This is a genomic window from Blautia sp. NSJ-140, from assembly GCF_022868965.1.
Classification (GTDB): domain Bacteria; phylum Bacillota; class Clostridia; order Lachnospirales; family Lachnospiraceae; genus Blautia_A.
Window position 1 is genome coordinate 18,009 of the sequence record NZ_JALIFS010000019.1, and the last position, 22,916, is coordinate 40,924.

General features: G+C 43.9%; 21 protein-coding genes. 5 read left to right on the forward strand and 16 right to left on the reverse strand.

Annotated features, from left to right (window positions below; genetic code table 11):
- Position 1 precedes the first annotated feature (1 nt).
- Positions 2-832 (reverse strand): transketolase, encoded by an 831-nt coding sequence (locus tag MUB50_RS16300; protein WP_118515784.1) that lies wholly within the window; start codon positions 830-832, stop codon positions 2-4.
- Between the two features lie 116 nt (positions 833-948).
- The gene (locus MUB50_RS16305) at positions 949-2,349 is read right to left on the reverse strand and encodes an L-fucose/L-arabinose isomerase family protein (RefSeq protein WP_118515782.1); all 1,401 of its coding nucleotides are present in this window, start codon (positions 2,347-2,349) and stop codon (positions 949-951) included.
- Positions 2,350-2,582: 233 nt separating this feature from the next.
- Here MUB50_RS16305 and MUB50_RS16310 point away from each other — a divergent pair, with 233 nt between their 5' ends.
- On the forward strand, positions 2,583-3,590 hold the full coding sequence (locus MUB50_RS16310; RefSeq protein ID WP_118515780.1) for a LacI family DNA-binding transcriptional regulator: 1,008 nt from the start codon (positions 2,583-2,585) through the stop codon (positions 3,588-3,590).
- A 79-nt stretch (positions 3,591-3,669) separates the two neighbouring features.
- Here the strand turns inward: MUB50_RS16310 and MUB50_RS16315 are convergent, their stop codons facing one another.
- The 5 genes from MUB50_RS16315 to MUB50_RS16335 form a co-directional block, all read right to left on the reverse strand.
- Positions 3,670-5,127: a S1C family serine protease gene (locus tag MUB50_RS16315; protein WP_244791707.1), complete on the reverse strand. Its 1,458-nt coding sequence runs from the start codon at positions 5,125-5,127 to the stop codon at positions 3,670-3,672.
- A 96-nt stretch (positions 5,128-5,223) separates the two neighbouring features.
- On the reverse strand, positions 5,224-6,021 hold the full coding sequence (locus MUB50_RS16320) for a metal ABC transporter permease (protein WP_015526431.1): 798 nt from the start codon (positions 6,019-6,021) through the stop codon (positions 5,224-5,226).
- Entirely contained in the window at positions 6,018-6,680 is a 663-nt protein-coding gene (locus MUB50_RS16325) for a metal ABC transporter ATP-binding protein (protein ID WP_110103058.1), read from the reverse strand. Before MUB50_RS16325 ends, MUB50_RS16320 begins: the two co-directional genes overlap by 4 nt.
- Positions 6,681-6,719: 39 nt before the next feature.
- On the reverse strand, positions 6,720-7,649 hold the full coding sequence (locus MUB50_RS16330) for a metal ABC transporter substrate-binding protein (RefSeq protein WP_420314116.1): 930 nt from the start codon (positions 7,647-7,649) through the stop codon (positions 6,720-6,722).
- A gap of 17 nt (positions 7,650-7,666) precedes the next feature.
- Positions 7,667-8,083, reverse strand: coding sequence for a Fur family transcriptional regulator (locus MUB50_RS16335; protein WP_138276917.1), 417 nt, complete (start codon positions 8,081-8,083; stop codon positions 7,667-7,669).
- Between the two features lie 209 nt (positions 8,084-8,292).
- Here MUB50_RS16335 and MUB50_RS16340 point away from each other — a divergent pair, with 209 nt between their 5' ends.
- Positions 8,293-9,057: a DeoR/GlpR family DNA-binding transcription regulator gene (locus MUB50_RS16340; RefSeq protein WP_118515774.1), complete on the forward strand. Its 765-nt coding sequence runs from the start codon at positions 8,293-8,295 to the stop codon at positions 9,055-9,057.
- Positions 9,058-9,209: 152 nt separating this feature from the next.
- Here the strand turns inward: MUB50_RS16340 and MUB50_RS16345 are convergent, their stop codons facing one another.
- The 4 genes from MUB50_RS16345 to MUB50_RS16360 all read right to left on the reverse strand — a co-directional run bounded on the left by MUB50_RS16345 (position 9,210) and on the right by MUB50_RS16360 (position 12,129).
- Positions 9,210-10,727 carry a CoA-acylating methylmalonate-semialdehyde dehydrogenase gene (locus MUB50_RS16345; RefSeq protein ID WP_118515772.1) on the reverse strand — a complete coding sequence of 506 codons (1,518 nt, stop codon included), beginning with the start codon at positions 10,725-10,727 and terminating at the stop codon, positions 9,210-9,212.
- 643 nt (positions 10,728-11,370) lie between these two features.
- Positions 11,371-11,655 carry a branched-chain amino acid transporter permease gene (locus MUB50_RS16350; protein WP_280520166.1) on the reverse strand — a complete coding sequence of 95 codons (285 nt, stop codon included), beginning with the start codon at positions 11,653-11,655 and terminating at the stop codon, positions 11,371-11,373.
- Positions 11,656-11,692: 37 nt separating this feature from the next.
- Positions 11,693-11,905 carry a hypothetical protein gene (locus tag MUB50_RS16355; protein ID WP_118626225.1) on the reverse strand — a complete coding sequence of 71 codons (213 nt, stop codon included), beginning with the start codon at positions 11,903-11,905 and terminating at the stop codon, positions 11,693-11,695.
- Between the two features lie 2 nt (positions 11,906-11,907).
- On the reverse strand, positions 11,908-12,129 hold the full coding sequence (locus MUB50_RS16360) for a hypothetical protein (RefSeq protein WP_015526439.1): 222 nt from the start codon (positions 12,127-12,129) through the stop codon (positions 11,908-11,910).
- Between the two features lie 314 nt (positions 12,130-12,443).
- Between MUB50_RS16360 and MUB50_RS16365 the strand changes: the two genes are divergently transcribed.
- Both MUB50_RS16365 and MUB50_RS16370 read left to right on the forward strand, forming a co-directional pair.
- Complete coding sequence (locus MUB50_RS16365) at positions 12,444-13,196, forward strand: hypothetical protein (protein WP_244791709.1); 753 nt, start codon at positions 12,444-12,446, stop codon at positions 13,194-13,196.
- The gene (locus MUB50_RS16370; protein ID WP_244791711.1) at positions 13,106-15,262 is read left to right on the forward strand and encodes an HD domain-containing phosphohydrolase; all 2,157 of its coding nucleotides are present in this window, start codon (positions 13,106-13,108) and stop codon (positions 15,260-15,262) included. Before MUB50_RS16365 ends, MUB50_RS16370 begins: the two co-directional genes overlap by 91 nt.
- 85 nt (positions 15,263-15,347) lie before the next feature.
- Here the strand turns inward: MUB50_RS16370 and MUB50_RS16375 are convergent, their stop codons facing one another.
- Positions 15,348-16,685 (reverse strand): MATE family efflux transporter, encoded by a 1,338-nt coding sequence (locus MUB50_RS16375; RefSeq protein ID WP_178687514.1) that lies wholly within the window; start codon positions 16,683-16,685, stop codon positions 15,348-15,350.
- 27 nt (positions 16,686-16,712) lie between these two features.
- Positions 16,713-18,068 (reverse strand): MATE family efflux transporter, encoded by a 1,356-nt coding sequence (locus tag MUB50_RS16380; protein ID WP_244791714.1) that lies wholly within the window; start codon positions 18,066-18,068, stop codon positions 16,713-16,715.
- A gap of 428 nt (positions 18,069-18,496) precedes the next feature.
- Between MUB50_RS16380 and MUB50_RS16385 the strand changes: the two genes are divergently transcribed.
- Positions 18,497-20,257, forward strand: a complete 1,761-nt coding sequence (locus tag MUB50_RS16385) for a diguanylate cyclase domain-containing protein (RefSeq protein WP_244791716.1) — start codon at positions 18,497-18,499, stop codon at positions 20,255-20,257.
- A gap of 61 nt (positions 20,258-20,318) precedes the next feature.
- Here the strand turns inward: MUB50_RS16385 and MUB50_RS16390 are convergent, their stop codons facing one another.
- The 3 genes from MUB50_RS16390 to asrB form a co-directional block, all read right to left on the reverse strand.
- A complete protein-coding gene (locus tag MUB50_RS16390; protein WP_138276912.1) occupies positions 20,319-20,789 on the reverse strand; it encodes a GNAT family N-acetyltransferase in 471 nt (156 codons plus the stop codon).
- A gap of 357 nt (positions 20,790-21,146) precedes the next feature.
- A complete protein-coding gene (gene asrC, locus MUB50_RS16395) occupies positions 21,147-22,112 on the reverse strand; it encodes a sulfite reductase subunit C (RefSeq protein ID WP_118064000.1) in 966 nt (321 codons plus the stop codon).
- A gap of 14 nt (positions 22,113-22,126) precedes the next feature.
- The gene (gene asrB / locus MUB50_RS16400; protein ID WP_118368662.1) at positions 22,127-22,915 is read right to left on the reverse strand and encodes an anaerobic sulfite reductase subunit AsrB; all 789 of its coding nucleotides are present in this window, start codon (positions 22,913-22,915) and stop codon (positions 22,127-22,129) included.
- Between the last annotated feature and the right edge of the window lies 1 nt (position 22,916).

Genomic DNA, 22,916 nt, shown 5'->3' on the forward strand with positions numbered 1-22,916 from the left:
ATTACAGCTGCTCCTTTCTCTCTTCAAAATCCTTCATGATCTGCTCATACTCTTCCTGACTCGGTACATGATGATGCCAGGATGCTTTGTCTTCCATAACTGCGGAGCCTTTACCTTTAACAGTGTTTGCGATCAGAACTGTGGGCTGGCCCTTTGTCTGTTTCGCTTCCTCAAATGCTGCATGAAGCTGCTCAATGCTGTTTCCGTCAGCAACATCGATCACATGCCATCCAAAGCTCCTGAATCTCTCATGAAGATCGTCATGTCCCATAACATCCTCTGTATTTCCGGAGATCTGGAGTCTGTTGCGGTCAACGATCGCGCAGAGGTTATCCAGTTTATACTGATGTCCTGCCATAGCTGCTTCCCATACAGAACCCTCTGCAAGCTCACCATCACCCATTACTGTGTATACACGGTAGTCTTTCTTGTTCATTTTTCCTGCAAGTGCCATACCTACGCAAACCGGAAGTCCATGTCCCAGAGAACCGGAGTTCATCTCGATTCCCGGAAGCTTGTTGTTTGGATGTCCGATATACTGTGTTCCGAATTTACTGAATTTCTCGTTTACTTCTTTGATATCAAGGAATCCTTTCTTTGCAAGTACTGCATAGTAAGCTTCTACGGAATGCCCTTTACTCATAACAAAAAGATCTCTGTCCGGATCATTCATATTCTCCGGGGAAATATTCATCTGATCAAAATACAGTGTGACCAGAGTCTCCATAACACTCATATCACCACCGATATGTCCGCCTTTACCGGCAACGATCATATCTACGGTGTCTTTTCTGAGATCATACGCAAGTTTGCTTAATTCTCTAAAATCCATGCTGATTCCTGTCCTTTCTTTTTTCAGTTTATATGTCTCACAGCTTTACGCATATTTTTCCTTTATACCGGGGATTTTCCCTGTCCGGAAAAATATGCTGCTGTTTTTTATTTATATCATTCTCCGCGAAGATAAGCTTTTACATCTTCCTCGATCGGGTCATACAGATCCGGTGTTACGCCGATATATTTGCATGCCTCGTAAAGTACCGGAACAACGTTCTTGTGGATACCGACACAGTGATGGATGTATGGTCCCTCAACCAGTTTAGCCTCAAGACGTTTGATATTCTCAACCTCAACCCAGAGGTAAGTTCCCATACCTTTCGGTCCGTCGATACCTTTTGCGTTTCCAAGAAGAAGAGAATACTCTCCGTTGTCTCCGTCAAAGCGAACCAGGGAAACGTCGCCGTGTTTTGCCTCCGCTGTGATGCTTCCCGGATGCTCGAATGCCAGCGGGTAAGTAAGCTTCGGTGTCTCTTTTGCAATGGAGATCGGCCATGGTCCGCAATGCTGAAGAAGCTCGCCGTTTTCTACATCAGGATGGCGGATGGTCCAGTCAGCGAAGAAGCTTCTTGTTTCACCCATACCTGCTGCCTCTACCATAAGAGCTGTGATCGCACCGTGGATATCTGTCTCACATACAGTCGGGATACCCTCGTCATTTAACAGGGAGTTTGCTGCACATGGCATGATTCCAAGCTCGCTCTGAAGCTGATTCCAGCACTGGATCGCAATTGCTTTGCAGCCGTATTTCTCTGCCAGATGCTTCATGGCAACCTTAAGAGCAGCTACATTCTCAAGTTCATTCTCTTTGACGCAGATCTCCATGTTGTCGCGGCAATACTGCATAACCTCCTGAACCTCTGTCTGCTCTGCTTTTGCTTTCTTTACTTCATCAGTAAGCTCCGGCATCGGGATCGGTGCAAGCTGAATATTGAATTTCTCAAGGAGCTCGCCCTCGTTGCACATGGTTGTCCAAAAATCGAACGGTCTTGTAGAAATCTGAAGGATACGGATATTTTTGAATGTTTTTACTACATTACAGACAGCAAGGAAATCTTTGATCCCTCTTTCGAATACCGGGTCATTCAGTCTGCAGTTTGTCATGTATGTAAATGGAACACGGAATCTTCTTAAAACTTTACCTGTTGCAAAAAGTCCGCACTGTGTATCACGAAGTCTTGTTCCGTCCGGCTCAGGTCTCTCATCCAGAGGTCCCCACAGAAGGACCGGAACATCAAGCGCTTTTGCAAGTCTTGCACACTCATACTCTGTACCGAAGTTGCAGTGTGGAAGGAAAAGTCCGTCAACCTTCTCTTTTTTAAATTTGGCGATGATCTTCTCAAGACCCTCATCATTGTAAAGAAGACCCTCATCATTAATGTCTGTGATATCTACGAAATCAACGCCAAGCTCCTCAAGTCTCTTAGCAGTAAGTCCGCGATATTTTACTGCATCCGGTGCGCTGAAAATACTTCTTCTGGTTGGTGCGTAACCAATTTTGATCTTGTCCATTTTTGAACTCCTTTCGTGAATCCAGGTTTACTGGTTTGCGTTTATTCTTATATGATCCATTTGCTCTGTTCTCTTTTGTTATCTGCATGATATCTTGAAATCCACTTTATTTATACACATAATAAAGTTATTTATACTTTATTTTCCACTTTATTATTGTAAATACATGTGGAAAAGATTATAATTGAAACAATTTCAAGCACACACTACCGTGGATAAAGGAGAACTATATTATGGGAATCACAGCAAAAGAACTGGCCGCCAGACTGAACCTCTCAGCCACAGCTGTCTCCATGGCACTGAACGGAAAACCTGGCGTCAGCACAGAAACCAGAGCCATGGTCATCCGGGAAGCAGAAAAAGCCGGCTATGACTTCAGCCGACTTTCCATGAAAAAAAATGCGTCCGGAGATATCTACTGCATCATCTGCCGGGCACACAACGCGATCTTAAATTACACACCTATTTTTTCAGAACTTACCGACGGCATCGAACAAGAATGTCGAAAAAACGGATACCATCTGAAAACCTTCCAGCTTTATGAAAAAATCGATGATCTCCAGAAATATATCGAAGAACTCCGCATTTCCCAGTGTGCAGGTGTCATCCTTCTGGGAACCGAAGTCTCTGCTTCCGTATGTCATGAATTCCTTCAGCTCTCCGTCCCTGTCATTCTTCTGGACTCTTACTTTGACTCTGCCGACTGCAGCTGCGTACTCATCAACAACGCACAGGGAGCCTACCTGGCCACCAGCTACCTCATCGACCGCTGTGGCCGCCAGCCGGGACACCTCTGCTCTTCCTACAGGATCACTAACTTCCGCGAACGGACACACGGTTTTCACCGGGCAGTACGCGAACACGGAATGTCCACTGCCAAATCCATCATTCACGAACTCTCCCCATCCATCGAAGGAGCCTTCTCTGACATGCTGGAGATCATAGACAGCGGAACCCCTCTTGCCGGCGCATACTTCGCAGACAACGACCTCATCGCCATCGGCGCCATCAAGGCCCTGAAACTCCGCGGCTACAAGATTCCCGAAGATATCACCATCGCAGGCTTCGACAACATCTCCGAAGGCCGCGTCATAGACCCCGCCCTCACCACCATCGACGTCCCCCGAAAATTCATGGGACAGACAGCCGCCGCCCAACTGATCCGGGAGATCAAAACCCCCGTCCCCCACTCCGTAAAAATCGAAGTATCCACCACATTGATCAAACGGTTCTCTGTATAAAAAAAGAACACCCCAGGCGATATCCCGCTTGCCCGGGGTGTTCTTTTCAAACGACAGGGATGAAAAAGACCCTGTATGATCAGTCATGCAAGCCATTCTGCTCAAAATCTCTGAACAAGCTGGCTTCTCCATCATCAGCAAATGCATCTGCATCCCCCTGATCGGAGTCATCCTGTCCTCCCTGGATATCTGCATCCTGGGAATCCTGGCTATCCTCAGAGCTGTCCTTGCTATCCTTGTTGGAACTATCATCCTTACCAAGTTTTACAGTAAGTGTCTTCTCCTTATACTCATTGCCATCCAGAACTGCAACCGTCACATCGATTTTTTCCTTCGGCTCATAATACTGAAGCAGCTCAACCAGCTGATCGATGCTGGTGATCGTTTTACCATCAAATTCTGTAATGACCATATTCTTGGTAATACCCGCATCATCGGCAGGGCCGCCCTCAGTTACTTCCGAAACAAATACTCCCTGCGGGATACCATAAATCTGTACAGCCTCAGTACTTACCGTACTGCCTGTGATACCAAGAATACCATGATTATCCACTTTATCTCTTGCCTTGGCATTCATCATATTCTCAAGAGAATCCGCAACATCAGAAATTGCAATGGCATAACCCATACCTTCAACCTCAGTAGAAGCAAGCTTGGAAGAGTTAATACCAACAACCTCACCATCCATATTCAGAAGCGCACCGCCACTGTTACCGGGATTGATAGCCGCATCTGTCTGGATCAGGTTCACGCCCTTGTTGATACTGCTGCTGTTATCTGTAGAATCACCAGACTCGATCTGACCTGATGCATCTGTCTTACGGTTCTTTGCACTGACAATACCGGTAGTAACAGACTGTCCATAGCCAAGTGCATTACCAATGGCAACAACCTGCTCACCGATCTTCAGATCATCAGAGCTTCCGATCTTTGCAACAGCAATTGCATCCATTGTATCATCAGAAACATCCTTCGTTGCAACAGAAACAACTGCAAGATCCTCGTTTTCATCAAATCCCTTTACCGTAGCCTCATAAGCATTACCATCTGCAAAAGCAACTGACAAGGTATCTGCCCCATCCACAACATGATAGTTTGTGGCGATCAGCAGCTCAGAATCTGTTTTTCCGATGATAATACCGGAACCGCTTCCCTCAACTTCCTGCTCCTGGCTCGGCGCGTACTGAGAACCAAACATGCTGTAATAATCCTGAACCTCCTGAACTGACTTGGTTGTGATGGCAACTACAGAAGGCATTGCCTCCTCAGCAACATCTGATACATCCAGACTGCCCTTTGTATCGGAAGATTTTGTATCCTCTGTATCTTCACTGTCTTTATCTGATTTTTTATCAGACTTCATAAGAGTCAGATTCTCGGAGCTGTCGGTTGCTGCCTGTACGGACTGCGCACCGGAGAAATAATTTATACCTTCATATGCGCCAACACCAATGCCACCGGCAAGTACTGCACACAGGCTGATGGTTGCACCCTTTTTCATCATTTTCTTTATTTTTAATTTTCTATTATTGTTCATGGTTAAGTCCTCCCTGGAAAAAATTTCTTCTCCGCTTCCTTTTGATGCTTCAAAGTATATGGGTTAATTGTGTTTACTTTGTGGGAAAAATGTGTTTTATTTGTTAAAACTTTTCACTGTCATCACAACTACAAACCACGCAACCTCAAGAAGAACGATCATTCCGCCTGGTTTCAGTCCGGCATAATAGGAAAGAAACAGTCCGGCAATGGTGGTACATACCGCCACGATAATGGCACAGATCAGTGTTCCCTTATAGCTTTTTGCCATCTGCATGCCACACGCCACCGGAACTACCAGCATGGAGGAAACGATCAGGGTTCCTACTGTACGGGACGCAATGGAAACTGTCAGAGCCGTCAGAATAGTAAAAAGAAAATTAATATTCCGCACGGAAACACCGGATATCCTTGCCGCATTTTCATCAAATCCGATATAAAACAGCTCCCTGTAAAAAAACAGCACTGCTGCCAGTACCAGCACACTGATCACAACTACCAGCGCCAGCTCTCCTTCACTGATGGACACAATACTTCCAAACAAAAAGCTGTTCAGACTGGCACCGTTTTCCACAAAGCCGGACAGCACACCGGCCAGTCCGATCCCGGCAGACATGACGATGGAGATCGCTACCTCCGAATAACGCGGGATTTTTTTTCGGATAGCCTCAATTCCAAGAGCAGCTACGATGCACATCACTACTGCACCGGCTACCGGATTCACTCCCAGTATCAATCCCAGCACAACACCGGCCAGTGAAGAATGGGAAAGCGCATCTCCGATCATGGACATCCGTTTCAGAACAATGGTGATCCCGATGCAGGGCGTGATCACAGCCAGAAGGATTCCCACCAGAAAAGCCCTCTGCATAAATCCATACTGTAAAATACTCATACTTCGTCGATCCTCCCCTCTTCCGCTTTAAAAAACCGGTTTGCTCCTTTAAACTCACCGGAATTTCCATGAGTAACCATAAGGATCGTCAGCCCCTGTTCCTCATTCCGCTTCTTCAGAACTTCTGCAAGTGTTTTCACAGAAGCCATATCCATTCCTGTGGTAGGCTCATCCAGGATCAGGATCTTCGGTTTTCCTGCCAGTGCACGTGCCAGCATAACCCTCTGCTGCTGTCCGCCGGAAAGATCTCCGATCCTTCTTTTCCAGAACTCTTCCATTTCCATCTCCGCAAGTGCGGCTTTCAAGCGCGGGATCTCTTTTTTTGCCCGAAAACGTGCCTTCCAGGAAGAGGAATACACGCCTGTCATCATGATCTCTTCCACAGTCGCCGGAAAATTCTGGTTTCTGCTGATACTGTTCTGTGGAACATATCCCAGATCTCCCTTTCCGAATGTGGCAGAAATATCTTTTCCATTTACGGTAATACTTCCCTCCTGAGCCTTCAGTTCGCCCAGAAGAAGCTTCAGAAATGTACTTTTTCCACTTCCGTTTTCACCGGTAAGAATGGCATAATCGCCATCCTTCACCTCCAGGTTCACCTGATCCAGCACAGGTGTCCCTGTATAGTGAAACGAAAGATTCTCTATCAAAATTCCCATAATTTCTCCTTTTTTTGTTACAGCTTCTGTCCTGCACCTTCAGTTCAATGCCTTCCTGAGCGCCTCCAGATTCTTCCTCATCACAGAAAAATAATCCTCTCCGGCCTCTATATCCTCCTCACTTAATCCCTCGATCGGATTCAGCACAGCAGTCACCGCATCCACTTCCTTCGCCACTGTCTTAGCAACCTTGGGACTTGCCAGCTCCTCAAAAAATATGGTATGGATGTCGTATTTTTTCGCATACTCGATCACTTCCTGCATCTTGGCAGGATCAGGCTCTGAATCCGGTGTCAGCCCTTCGATAGCCAGCTGCTTAAGATCATATGCATTGCACAGATATCCAAAAGCCTCATGAGCCACTATGATATCCCGGCTCTTCGTACCTTTCAGACCATCTCTGAATTCCTGATCCAGCTCATCAAATTCACCGGCATATTTCTCATAATTTGCTTCATAATAATCGCCGTTCTCAGGATCAGCCTTTACCAAAGCATCCCTGATATTTTTCATTTCCTGCTTTGCACGCATGGGATCCAGCCAGACATGAGGATCTTTTCCTTCATCACCATGAGCATGGTCATGTCCTCCATCCAGAAGCTCCACACCATCCGATGCCTCAGACACAACCAGGTCCTGATTCTCCAAAGTATCCAGTACATCCTCCGCCCAGTGCTCCAGGTCCGCGCCATTATAGACAAACACATCTGCGTCCTCAAGATTCCGGATATCCGTTGCCGCCGGCTCCCAGTCATGAGGCTCCGTTCCCGCCGGAACCATATCCTTTACCTGAATCCTGTCGCCCCCTACCTTCCGGGCAAAATCATACATGGGATAAAAGCTGGCCATCACCTTCAGTCGGCCATCCTCCATAAATGGCTGTCCCACCGTTCCGGCCCTGTGCAAGCCATATCTGGTCACACCGCCCACAATAAAAAGCGTCACCGCCAGAACTGCTGCCGCTGTCATCTTCCCTCTGTTAACATTCATTTTTTAAGCCTCCTGCAGCTGTCACAATATCCATAAAAGATCGTCCGGCTCTGATCGATCTCAAATCCGTGTTCATCCAGCACATGTCCCACAAAATGATCGATACATCCACACTGCAGAGGAATCGTATGCCCACATTCAAGACACACAAGCTTACCGTAATTCTTCCGTTCCTCGTCACGTATAAAACGATACTGGGCAGGCGCTCCCTCCACAGATGGAACCTTCAGCACTGCTCCCTCCTTCTGCAGCCGTTCCAGTCCTCTGTATACTGTTGTCCTTCCAATCTGGATCTCTTTTCCATGAAGGAGCTCCATAAATTGATCTATGGTATAAAATGTATCTCCATATTCCTGCAGGCATTCCAGAATTATTTTCTGCTGCCTGGTGCTGTATTTCATTTTTTCTTCCATTATATTCCTACTCTCTTCTATCAACTGCACCTTACATGGCAGATTTGAATTTGAAAACCGTTTTCATATTACATTCAAATAAGAATTCCGTCAAGATATTTTTGGGGGAAAATAATTTTTGGTATGTTCTCATAAAAGCACTTTATCTCTACTTTCTTTTATGATAAAATATAACCAAGACTTAACCAACAGAAAGAAGGTAGATCTCTATGAAATCACAGCGACTGGACATGATCGAAGAATATGTGCTGGAGCATAAGAACGCTTCTCTCGATACATTATGTGAGAAATTCAACGTATCCAAAAACACCATCAGAAGAGATGTCGATATCCTTCTGAAACGTGGCAGTATCATGAAAGTATATGGCGGTGTCGCAGCACTCGAAACTCCACAGACTCTTCCCCTTCTGTCTTACGAAGAGCGTGGCGGACGTTTTCCTGAAGAAAAGAAAGAAATCTGCCGCCGTGCCGCAGAGCTTGTGGCAGAAGACGATACCATCTATATCGATACAGGTACAACCTGCCTGAACCTGGTTGATTTTATTGCAGATAAGCACTGTACGATCCTGACCAACAGCCTGCTTATCTTCAACAAGGCAGCATCCTATCCGAACCTGGATATCATTTCCGTTCCCGGAAAACTGAACCGCAAAACCCTGTCCTTCACAGGACCGGATATCAATGATTATCTGCAGACTTATAACATTTCCATGGCTTTTATGGCCTGCACAGGTGTAACCATGAAGAGCGGACTTACCAATGCCAGCGCCGAGGAATACATCACCAAAAAAGCCATTGCAGAGAATGCCAACAGCATGATCCTTCTTGCAGACCATTCCAAATTCGGCCGGATCTCGCTTATGACCTATTCTTCAATGGAAAAGCTTGACGCCATCGTAACCGACCAGTCACTTCCTGAAGAATACGACAGCTTCTGCCAGGAGCACGGAATCCGTGTTATGACGATCGATTAAATCGGATATTGGCCCTAAAAAACGGTGCATCTGCCGGAAATCCAGCAGATGCACCGTTTTTGAATATGCTCATTTCATTAGAGGATTTTATCTGAAAGGCAGATCTTGCCCAATCTGCCTTACAGTGTCATAAATTTATTTATGAAGCTTTCTTAAGCCTCAGTACTTCCTTCCCATGTGCCGACCTTTCTCTTTCCGGCGGCTTCATCGAACCAGTGTGTTGTAACTGTTTTTGCTCTTGTGAAGAAACGATAGCCGTCTTTTCCGAGAACATGCAGATCACCAAAGAAGGAATCCTTGTTTCCGGAGAATGGGAAGTATGCTGTCGGAACCGGGATGCCTACATTGATTCCTACCATACCGCCATCTGTCTCCATAGCGAATTTACGGCTGTAATATCCGCTCTGTGTAAAGATACAGGAACCGTTTGCAAATGGATTGGCATTCATGACTGCGATGCCTTCCTCGTAATCCTTTACTCGTTTGATACAGGTTACCGGTCCGAAGATCTCACGGTTTCCAACTGTCATCTCAGGTGTTACATGATCAAGAATTGTCGGTCCTACGAAGAATCCGTTCTCATATCCCGGAACTACTGCATTACGTCCGTCAAGCACAAGCTCTGCACCCTCATCAATACCCTTCTGGATCCAGTTGCAGATCTTCTCCTTGTGGCCTGCATTTACAACCGGTCCGAGATCAGTATCTTCATCATATGCACAGCCAAGCTTCATAGCCTCTGCTTTTTTCTTAAGAAGTGAAACAAATTCGTCTGCGATACTCTCCTGTACGCATACAACCGGAAGAGCCATACATCTCATACCTGCGCATCCGTATGTGGAGTTGATGATCGCATTAACAGTAGCCTCAAGGTTACAGTCCTCAAGTACAAGTGCATGGTTCTTTGCCTCACACTGTGCCTGAACTCGTTTGCCATGAGCTGCAGCTTTGGAATATACCTGTTTGCCAACACCTGTTGTTCCTACGAATGTAACAGCCTTTACTCTCTCATCTGTAAGAAGGATATCAGCCTCTACACGGCTGCAGGTCACAAGGTTTACAACACCCTTCGGGAATCCGCCCTCTGTGTAGAAAAGCTCCATGATCCTCATAGCTGTAAGTGGTGTCTGAGAGCTTGCTTTCAGTACTACTGTATTTCCACATGCAATGGAAAGCGGAACCATCCAGCCCCATGGGATCATTGCCGGGAAGTTCATCGGAACAATACCAGCAGTTACTCCAAGTGGTTTGCGATATGTAGCTGTATCATATCCTGTAGTTACCTGCATTGCAGCATCACCCTGGATCATTGTCGGAAGTGCACATGCCTCTTCTGTAGGCTCAATTGCTTTCTGAACATCTCCTCTTGCCTCTTTGATGTTCTTTCCGAGCTCTTTTGCACAAAGTACGGAAAGCTCTTCCTTATGAGCATAAAGAACATCTCTCCATCTGAACATATACTGCTGTCTCTTTGCAAGAGAAAGTGAGGACCATTCCGGGAATGCAGCCTGTGCGGAAGCGATCGCCTCTTCTACCTCATCCGGTGTACAGCAGGGAACCTGCGCGATCACCTCACCTGTACTGGAATCTGTAACATCCATGTATTTCTCTGCCTTTGACTCTTTCCACTCACCGTTTACACAGTAACCCATTTTTTTGATCTCAGCCATTTTAAGATACTCCTTTCGTGCTTACCTTTTTATTCTTAACTTCATAAAAATTTTAGTCATTCTCGTTTTGTTATGGTCACATATTATCATTTATTTTAAATTTTGTCAATATAGCATGGTTATATTTTGAGTATATTCTTCAAAATTATGTGTTAATTTATTCACATTTCATGGTATTCCATATTTCCTGTGTAAACTCTTGAAACGTATGCATTTACAGCCATAAAACCGCATAGTGTCTTGTCGTTTTTTATTCCATTACAGGAGCAAAAGTTACTCATTTTTGTTATTTTCATAACACACCAATCCACCCACACTGCTTATTACTTCCAGCTACGCTGAGTCTTTTAAATCTGTGCGATCAGATTCACAGACAAGTGAGCAGATTACAGATCCCGCTGATTCCGGCGTATTTTCTCTATATTTTCCAGGAGTAAAGAAATACATCTGTACTCGCTCTGCGGACACGCTCATTTTCGCGATCGCCCGCTTCTTTTCACGGCTTATTATACTTTCACACTCTAGGCCTGCTTATCTGTTCTACAGCATTTTCATAAATTACTGCTGCAGTCAAAAAAAAAACAGGATACGGTTATCGTATCCTGCCTTGGCTTTTCATTTTCTGTTTTTCATATATTTCTGCCTAACTAAATATGGTCTGCACCAGCACCATATAAAACACCGTTCCCCCTCCTATGCTGAGTAATGTACTCTTCTTCCATTTATGTAATGCCACAATAAACAGTATTGCGATCAGCTCCGGCAGTCCATAATAAGTACTTTCCGGCACATCTTTCAGGCAAAATACCACCAGCAATCCGATCACTGCACAGGGCAGCACTTTTCCCAGATAGGTGATCACAGCCGGCGGTTCCTTTCCTTCCGGTGGATCTACCGTGCAGTTCACAGTAAATGACTCATCACACATTCCAAAAATAAGATAAAACTTTTTCCATCCGGTATTTTTACAATTTCCACAGCTGATGCTGCCCGTCCATGGTAACAAGATCTCCCTCATTGATATCTCTTTCATACAGGAGGCCGTCATCATGTCGCAGACTTGTTTCATTTCCATTTTCATCTTCTATCAGCACTATTGACATAAGTGCTTCACCTGGTTGTCGCTCTTCACAGCCGAAATCCATGTCTTCTTCTATCTTCAGAACCTTATACTGCATGATCAGATTTCCTCCAGCAGCACATCGTTAACGGCCTCATAAGCGTCCTCAAGCGCATCCAGTGCCTCTGTCAACGTGTCCATCTTCCGGCTGTCCGCATTTTCTTCTTCATAGGCTTCTATCACTTCAGCCATTACATCCTTCAGCTCCTCCAGTGAATTTGCTATATCCTGCAGCTTCTGATCCTTATCCTCTTTTGATGTGATATTTACGATCTTACTCATGATCCTTCCTCCTGTCACTTTACTCTCATTCTTTATTCTGATCCTTTATCCTGCATATATCATGCTTTGCATATATCATACTCCACATTCCCCCATTGTACCATATCCTGCGCGCAGATGCATCGGATATGTTGTTACTGCTCACTCCGTTCTCACCAACACGCTTCGCGATGCACAGAATTTATGCTAATCACATAAATCCGCGCAGTATGTCTGTTTATACTGATTTTTCCGCTCCGGTCTGGTATAATCGATCTAAAGGAGTTTTTCAATTTACAAACTAATCCTTTCCCATTATAAGGAGACATATTACCATGAAAGAAAAAACAGAAACCTTTAACCAGGGAAAAAGATATTTCTTTTATATTCTGATGTTCACCATCCTTGGCTGGTTCATTTTTATGCAGATTTTTGGTGCAGATGAACGTTCTTCCGACACTTCAGCAGCCTCTGTGATCTATTCCGGTACCGTCACCTGGCAGAAACCGGATGGAACCACCCAGGAAATCTCCGTTCCGGGCACCTACAAGGTTCCCGTCGGTGACACGATGGTCCTCACCATCCAGCTTCCCGCTGATCTTACAGATACCTGCTTTGCCATCCGTTCTTCTCTGCAGGATGTGGATTTTTATGTAGGGGACAACCTCAGGACCAGCTACTCCACGCATAAAACAAGGCTTGTGGGCAAAAACTCCGCCAGCCGTTATGTTTTCTGCCCGGTTTATGCTTCCGATGCCGGCAAAGAGCTCCGTATTGAACTAACCACCTACACCTCCAATTACACCGGAGTTGTCAATCCTGTTTACTGCGGAGACAAGGCAGATATCTGGATATATATTTTCAGCAGATACGGACTGGAAACCTACATTGCTTTTTTATCCTGTTTTCCGGAATCGTCACGATCCTGTTCAGTTTCGCTCTGGGACTGGTCTATCATACACGATTTGACATGGAATATCTTGGATGGTGCATGGTTATGGGCGCAGTCTGGATGCTGGGTGAGTCCAAGCTCCGTCAGTTCCTGGTCCCCAACGCTTCCGCTCTCGGATCTCTGTGCTTCGTTATGATCCTTTTGTGTCCGCTCCCGATCCTGTTTTTTGCGGACAGTCTCCAGAAAGGGCTGCATCACAGATTTTATGTCTGTCTTGGAAGCATCGCAATGGTAAATTTTGCAGTCTGTACGATCCTCACTGCTGCCGGTATCGCAGATTATATCGAAACCATGCCTGTAAGTCACGGAATCCTGGCTATCACCGTTACCACAATATTTGTACACCTTTTTCAATATATACGCACCGAAAAAAACAGGGCCGACCGGCTTTTGCTCGTTGGTCTGCTGACAGCGATCCTGTGTATTGCCGTTGAAGCAACCTCTGCATACTTTGTCACATTGATGTCCGGACTGTTTGTGGGCGCCGGCATGTTGATCTTGCTTTTTGTCAATATTGTAAGAGCCATCAAAAATATCCAGGATATAGAACTGAAACGCCAGCAGAGCGAAATCCGCAAAAGCCAGGAACAGAATGAAAAAATGTCTCTGCAGATGATACAGACCCTTTCCACCACCATTGAGGCAAAGGACGCGTACACCCGCGGCCATTCCTACCGGGTTGCACAATATGCAGCCCTGATTGCAGAGGAGCTGGGCTGGACGCCGGAGGAAATCCTGAATCTAAAACGTGCTACTCACCTTCACGATATCGGTAAGATCGGTATCCCGGATCCGTTCCTGAACAAACCTGCACAGCTGACTGATGATGAATACAACCTTATAAAAAAACACACCGTTATCGGTGCCGAGATCCTGAAGGACATATCCCTGATCCCTCATGCGGCAGAAATCGCAAGAAGTCACCATGAGCGTTATGACGGAAAAGGCTATCCGGACGGACTGGCCGGAACAGAGATCCCCATCCATGCCCGCATTGTGGCTGTTGCAGATTGCTACGATGCCATGAACTCCCGTCGAATCTACCGTAATGCGCTTCCACCGGAAGTTGTTTACGAAGAATTCCGTAAAAACCGTGGTACACAGTTCGACCCGAAGATCACCGACATTTTTCTGAAACTGCTCAATGAAAAGCGACTGCCTCAGTGGGATCCTTCCCAGGAAGAACCGGACACCTATAACCTTCCGGATATGCAGCTTACCGTCAGCAAATTCATCTCTGACATAATGGCCACCATAAAAAGCCAGGAAGATGCAAAAAGCTATGATTTCCTTACCGGTCTTCCCATGCGCAACCTGGGCGAACGTCTTACCGCAGAATTTATGCAGACGCATGATGGATGTCTGATATTCCTTGATATGGACAACCTGAAAAAGATCAACGACATCTATGGCCACAAAGCCGGCGACCGTGCGCTGAAATGTCTTGGAAAGCTGCTTCAGAAACGGGCAGATCAGGGGATTTCCTGCAGACTTGGAGGCGATGAATTCCTGATGTTCCTTCCGGACACAGATCCTGGTTCCCTGTCTCTGCAGATGGACGATCTGTTCCAGAAATTTCACACCATCACTACCGATGATCCGGAACTCCGTTTTGCCACACTGTCCGCAGGACTGTGTCTGTGCAGCACCGATGATTCCTTTGAGGACTGCTATTCCAAAGCAGATAAAGCTCTGTATTACGTAAAACAAAACGGCAAAAACCAGTTCTTTTTCTACCAGCAGATCGACCGCAGCACTCTTGCGGCATCCGGTTCCGGAAAAGATCTGGAGCTTGTGGCAGAGTCCCTTCAGAAAAGCGGCATCTATGTAGGTGCTCTTGATCTGAATTACCGGGATTTCGCACGACAGTATGAATACATAAGTCAGCTTGTCACACGCAGCCAGTGCAGATGTTATCTGGCGATGATCACCATCGAGACACTTGTGGATACGGTTCCTGATATCGAATCCATTGAGCAGGCTCTGGAATATATGGAACAAGCCATCCGGCAGAATATCCGCCGTGTGGATATCTGTACACGCTACAGTTCCCTGCAGTATCTCATCATACTGTTTGAACCTGATGAAACGCATATCCCTGATATCATAGAACGTATTTTTACCCAATATTACCGTCAGTGTGACAGCCATGATTTCCAGCCATCCTATGAATACCTGAAAATATCTCCACAGGAGTTATAAATACTCCCCTGACATGATAAAGCCATAACGAAAAAAGAGGTCGTACTTGACGGCCTCTTTTTCGTTAGAGTTTTGCAAAATATCATTAAGACATGGCTCTGGAATTTTCCTGCATGAAACTTTTCCCGTATGTTCGATACAGATAAACAGCTATAAAAATAGTCACGGCTTCCGCCAGCGGCATCGTCATCCAGACACCGGCCACACCTATAAGCTTCGGAAGGATCAGTATGAACACGGCCACCAGGATCAAAGAACGCATTGATGAGATCAATGCCGAAATAAAACCATTTCCCAGGGCAGTAAAGTATCCGGAAAGAAATACATTTAAACCAATAAACAGGAAAACCGGACTAAACAGCTTCAGGCCATCCCATGTCAATGTAAATACATTTCCGTTCCCGACGAATAAATGGATGATCTGTTTTCCAAATACAAGTGATACTGTGAGGATCAATACTGAACTGATGGCAATCGTAATAAAACTATATCGTGTTATTTCTCTGATCTTGTCATGATTTTCAGAGCCATAATTATAGCTTATGATCGGAGCCGCTGCAACGGCAATTCCCATATAAAAAGCAATGAAGAAATAGTAAATATACATAATGATCGTCACAGCCGCAACTCCATCTTCACCAAAATATTGCATGATAATAAGGTTAAATAAAAATGTAGTGATCCCGGTAGACATCTCCGTCAGCATTTCACTGCTTCCATTAGTGCAGGATTTCAGAAGAACACTCCCATCTGCCTTCGGTCTGCAAAACCTTATATGGCTGTATTTCAGGAAATAAATAAAGCCTATCAACATGCTTACTGTAATGGAGAGAAATGTTCCCCACGCGGCTCCAAGCGTTCCCAGTCCGAATATAGCCACAAAAATATAGTCGAAAACAATATTAAAAGCCAGACCGGTCAGAGACATGATCATTCCGATATACGATCTCCCATCCGTCCTCACAAGATATTCGAAAAATAGCTTGAATGACATCGGAACCGATCCTAAAAATATGACAAATGCGTATGGCACCACATGCTCCATCAGGCGCTCACTGCTTCCCAAAAAAATACAGATCGGTTTCAGGAAAAGGATTCCCACAGCTGTAAAAGCAACCGAAAGTACGAGCAGCACGATCGTCATAAAAGTAAATATCTCATTTGCTTCCTGTTCTCTTTTTTGTCCCATCCTCTCTCCTATAATGGCACCTGATCCCGTTGCAAGCATGACAGATGTTCCGAAAATAACACAGGTGATCGGAATAACAATATTAATTCCTGCAAGCGCGTCAGAGCCTGCATACCGGGATACAAAAAATCCATCTATCGTTGTATAAAATGATAAAAAGATCATAGTCAGTACCGATGGGATCAGATATTTTAAAAACTGAGGATAAGACATTTTTGCTTCAAAATATTTCATTTTTTAATCTCCTGCTTAATCCCCTGATCAGTCAAAATCTCTGGTAATGTTCGTAAGCCATTTATTTCTGAAATAGTGGATGAACACCACAGGCATTTTTTCGAATTCATCCAGGGTCATTATAAAGTATACCCAGACAGGCGGCAGTTTTAAAACATATGCGGCAATAAAGGTCAGAGGAACTGCAACAAGCCACATAAATATGGAATCCACGATCATTCCGAACCTGGAATCACCACCACCTCTGAAGCAGCCGCATATAAGACAGGTATTGATTCCCTCTCCCACAAGACGCCAGGTTGTCATAATTATAAATATACCAAGATAATACATGGCTGTCTCTGTCAGTTTATCCCGGTAGAAGTCCAGTATCATAGGGCGGACTGCCAAAATAATGGCACATCCGATGAGACTTACGATAATTGTTATTCTCAGCATACGTTTCCCATATTCTCTGGCTGTATCCTTGTGATCTTTACCAAGCTCCTGACTGATAATGATGGTAGTAGCGTTGGCAAAACCACGGCAGGCGATGGCACCAATGTTTACCACCATAACAGCTACGGCATTTGCGGCAACCATATCATCACCAATGTGGCCAAGGATCGCTGCGAATGCTGAACCGGCAAAGCTCCAGACAACATCATTTATCACAGCCGGAGAAGCAATTTTCATAAAGTCCCTGAACAGAATACCGGATTTTGCACAGAAATATTTTATTCGGAATCTGACATCGGAGCTGTTTAATGAGTAGATAAGACAGATCAATACCTCTGCGATCCTGGCAATAACAGTACCAAGGGCAACACCGGTAACACCAAGCTTTGGAAGTCCAAACAGGCCAAAGATAAAGGTGGCATTACAAAGTACATTGACACAAAGCGATACAATGTATGTAACAGAAGGCAGCATTATTTTTCCGACACTTCGGAGGGCACTCATGAAAATCTGAGAGAAGCCCATAAACATAAAGGAAAATGAGATCACCTTCAAGTATTCGCTGCCGGCAGCAATCGTATCCGGACTGTTTGTAAAAATCTTCATGATCGTAGTCGGCATGGAAAAGGAGATAATGAAAAATACAAGAGAAACGATCAGTGAGATCCGCTCCGCCAGGCCGAGAATCTTTTCTACTGTCTTTTTATCACCCTTTCCCCAATACTGGGCACATAAAACCGAAGTACCTGTAGCCATGCCATAATACAAACAGAAAAGAATAAATGTATACTGGTTGGCAAGAGATGAAGCCGACATGGCAGTCTGGCTTACATATCCCAGCATTACAGTATCCGCAACATTTACTAATGTTCCGATCAGATTTTGGATCATGATCGGAAATGCTAATTTTGATGCATATTTCAAGAAATCTTTTTTATTTAACATACAACAGTTCTTCCTTAGTTCTTAGAATTTATAAACCTGTGGCATATCTGGCAAAATGCCTGTCTTTCTCATATTTTGCAAGCAATCTGTCTATATAGAAATCCTCAAAATACAGCTCCATCCTGTCATTAAGTGGAAGGGAATTCTCATCTGCTCAGGACCGATTTTGCAGCACCGATCCGGTCTTCAGTGAATTCCGATAAGATATTTACTTATAAAGGACAGTATATCATATACCCTGCAAAACCGCGAGTCTTTTTCAGTATTCTTTCCAATATATTCCTTAATTGTATACTATATTTCGCCCTCTGGTCATATTTCCATTGTACATAAAAAAACAATATCACTTTAACGCAAAAAATCATTCTATTTTTTTACTTCTATGATATAATGTTTTATTGTGAAACTAATAAAACGAGGTGAACCAGGTGAAGAAAAAAACAATTGTACCACTTATCGTTTTTTTACTGGGCATATGCCTTGTTGGTTTAATTGTATACAAAACAGGCTCACATGAAACTGACCAGCAACACATAACAGCACAATTAAATGCAACAACCTACGGCGAACGTATAAAAAATGAGATTACAAATGGAATTGCGATCACAGATGCGCTAAAGCAGATCCTGATCAGTGAAAACGGAAAGATCAATCAGTTTGACACAATTGCGGAAAATATTATGTCTGACGTTATTGAAAGCATACAGCTTGCTCCGGATGGTATTGTGACAGATATTTATCCTTCTGAGGGGACGGAATCGGGTAAGGTCGATCTGTTCCAGGATAAAGATCGCAGCAAAATTTCCTGTTACGCAAGAGACAATCACGTGATCATTACACAAGGTCCTTTCGATTTAAAACAGGGTGGTTGTGGAATTGCTGTCCGCAATCCAGTCTACCTGAAAGATAAAAACAACCAGGAATATTTCTGGGGATTTACTATTGTTATCCTGCGTGTTCCTGACATTTTTTCAGATGCGATCAGTGCACTTTCGGATTTCGGATATGAATACAGGCTTTCAAAAACAGATACTCCCTGGATCGATACTTATAAAGTTGTTTATCAGTCAGATGACCAATTTACTCATACTGTTTCTTATGGTTTTACGATAGGGGAATCAAACTGGAAATTAGAAGTAGCTCCTGAAAACGGGTGGGGAAACCTTAGATTACTGGTAATCGTCGGCGGAATGTTTACTGCTGTCGTTTTGCTTCTCTCAGGTCTTACCCGGGTATGGTTAGTATCGAAAGAAAATAAAAACAAATTTCAAATACTGGCGCACACAGATTCTCTCACCGGTATTTACAACCGCTGTGGATTTGATGAATCAGCCGAAAGGATGATCTCTAAAAATCCAAAAGCGCATTTTGTGGCCGCACTCCTTGATATTGATGACTTTAAGTTTATTAATGATATTTACGGACATGCCTATGGAGACAAGGCATTAAAGAGTCTTACAGATAGCATGAAGGCTTTTTTCCCAAAAAACACATTGCTGGGAAGAAACGGTGGTGATGAGTTCTGCATTCTTCTGCCGAATCATACCTGTAAAAAAGCGGAAGAAATGCTGCTGCAATTTACCAAGCTTCCAAAGACATTTTCATGTAAGGGAAAAGAATATCCGTTTTTTATTTCTCTCGGATATGCCGAATACCCAACCTTTGCATCCAGCCGTTCACAGCTTATGCGCTGTGCAGATGCAGCACTTTATGAAATAAAGCTTCACGGAAAAAACGGATGTATGGCTTACAGGGATGGGCTCCGGTCAGGAGTCCGCAAACAGCTCGGATTTGCATTCAAGGATATCTCTGAACACCTTCCGGGTGCATTTATCATATACAGAGCGGACAAAGATGATGATGAACTCCTGTATGCAAACCACGAGTTCCTTCAAATGACCGGATATAAAAATTTAGATGAATTCTTCAGCCTCACAAATAAAAGCTTCCACAACCTGATCCGTGAGAATGAACAGCAGCAGATAGAAGCAAGCATCTGGAAACAGATCGATGCCGGCAATAAAGATGCTTACATCCACTTTCATCTTCGAAAAGCGGACGGCTCTTACCTTTCTATTCTTGATCACGGAAGGATCGTGGACAGCCAGCAATACGGAAGAGTATTTTATGTATTGTTTATGGACTGGGAAGCCATGCATGTTCATTACAGTGATAAATTTTCCGGCTAAGATACAGACATCTCAGTCTGTGTCTTAGCCGACTGCTTTTTCTCTGGGCGGTTCAACCATCTTATAATATGTATTCCATCTGTCTTTCTTTTGTCCGCATTCCCATTTTCTCATAAAATTTTTCTGCTGAAGTATTTCCTGCCCACACATTCAATGTCACTTCATAGCATCCCAGCTGCTTTGCTTTATTTTTTATATATTCAAACAGACTTTCCCCAATATGCCGGCCTCGTGCCTCCTGATCGACACACAGATCATCTATAAAAAGAGATTTAAACGGTACCATATTGTTTGAAAAAGGCTGTTCCTTTAATTGACAAAATGCATACCCCACACAAACATCAGCCTCATCCGCTGCAACATATATTGGCTTTTCTTCATTTTTCAAAAGCTCTGTCAATTCGTCTGTCGTATATTTTGTTGTGCCCGGAATAAAAATATCAGGCCTTATATCTGCATGGATCTGCAGCACCTGTCCTAACAATTCCAAGATCCTCGGAATATCTTTTTCTTCTGCTTTTCTGATGAGCATTTTTCCCTCCTGTTTTTCAATAACTGATTTCATAGATTCTTTATACATACACCATAATACCATCGTGTGGATTCCAGGTAAATAAATGTTGACGATTTCAAGGGCGATTCACCCAAGTGCCACATCAAGAACCATCATCAGCTTCGCATCTCTTCTTTCATTAGTACGAACTAACTGCTATATATAAAAGAAACCGTGCGAAAACAAAACTGTAATTTCACATGGTTTCTTTTCCTGTATATATTCAGCATATCACTTAAGAAAGCTTATAAAAATAGCATCATTTTAAACGGTCAGGTTTTTTCCGGTCAACCTTCTTTTGCAAAATTCCTTATATTGGAATTATCTTATTTATAATTATCTGTAATGTATTCCGCTCCAGTAAATATTATCTTTCACTATCGTTTCCTGCGGAAGTACTACACCATCCAACGCCCACCTTTTATATTCTGCAAACCCTACACGGTCAATAATATATCCCACATGTTCCTTACCGCCAGGCGCATTTGGATCAATATATTTTTTTACAAATTTATAGGTGTTCAGGATAACCTTGACGATAGTGTCTTCATCTGCCCAGATCAAAAAATCTTCTCCCAGACGTGGATTTTTCTTTCCAGTTCGTCCCATAAGTGTCAGACGATAATATTTTTTTTCACTTCTGGTCCATGCTCTGGTAGGACATTTTGTCACACATACTCCACAGCCTACGCATTTTTCTTCATTGCGCACGATTCTGTAATTATCCATCTTTAACGCATCCACCGAAAGCTTATCACAGCCTTTTACACAGGCGCCACAGGATACACAACGATCAGGGTCATATTGTGGCTCTGTCATACCGATAATTCCAAAATCGTGCATTCTTGCTTTGATACAGTCATTGGCACAACCTGTAAGTGCAATTTTAAAATGAAGATCATTAGGAAATATAGCCTTTTCGATTCTCTTCGCAAAAGCTGCTGTATTATAATTTCCAAAAGGACAGACTCTGTTTCCGATACATGCACAGACATTTCTGGTTCCTGATGCTGAATACCCGGTACCTGCCTCATTTTGATTGATCTGAAGATTATCAATGATGGGTTGAAGCATCTCATTAACTTTATCCATATCTTCCATATGGATTCCTTCAATTTCGAATCCCTGACGAGTGGTAACATGGATCTGTCCGTTTCCATATTTTCTGGCAATATCCACCACCTGCTGCATAACGTCTGCATTACAGCACCCTCCCGGAACACGAACTCTGGAAGCCGTAAGCCCACGGACCTTTGATACACGGAAGGCATTTTTCTTTAGTTTCTTTGTATTGATATCCATTACGATTTCCTCCCCTAATCAAACAGTTTTTTACCTTCTGAATAACAGAATACCGGACCATCCAGACAAATATAGGTATCATTCATTCGACAATGCCCGCATTTACCAAGTCCACAGCACATTTTTCTCTCCTGAGATATCCAGATTTGTTCTTCCTTCATTCCCAGCTTTAAAAGCTCTGCTACTGCAAATTTCATCATGACCGGTGGTCCGACAACAATAGCTGCAGTCTCATGGATATTATCAAGCTCAAGTTCCGGAATATATTTTGTAACAAGTCCTGTCCTATAAGAATCGTCATCAGCGGAATCCACTGTCAGGATCAGCTCCATCTGCTGTTCCCAGATCTTCAGATCCTCACGGAACAAAATATCTGACGGCGATTTAAACCCAAGGATCGTGTGTAATTTTTTCACTTCATCCGGATGCTCACCGAAGTAACTGATCACTCCTCTCACAGGAGATACTCCTGTTCCACCAGCTACCACGATCAGTTCTTTTCCCTGATAATTCTCCTTCTCAAAACCGTTTCCATACGGGCCACGCATAAAAAAACAGCTTCCCTCATTCAGTTCAAAAATCTCTCCGGTCACCTTGCCAACCTTGCGTATGGTCAGATCAACATAATCTTCTCCTATACCACTGACAGAAATCGGTGCCTCACCATATTTAGGAATAGAAACTTCAAAAAACTGTCCCGGTCTTACTTCACCCACATATGTCATACGGAATGTATATTCTGTCTCTGTATGCTTCACGATTTCTTTTATCTTAGATAAGAAAGGAATATATTCATTCGTCATC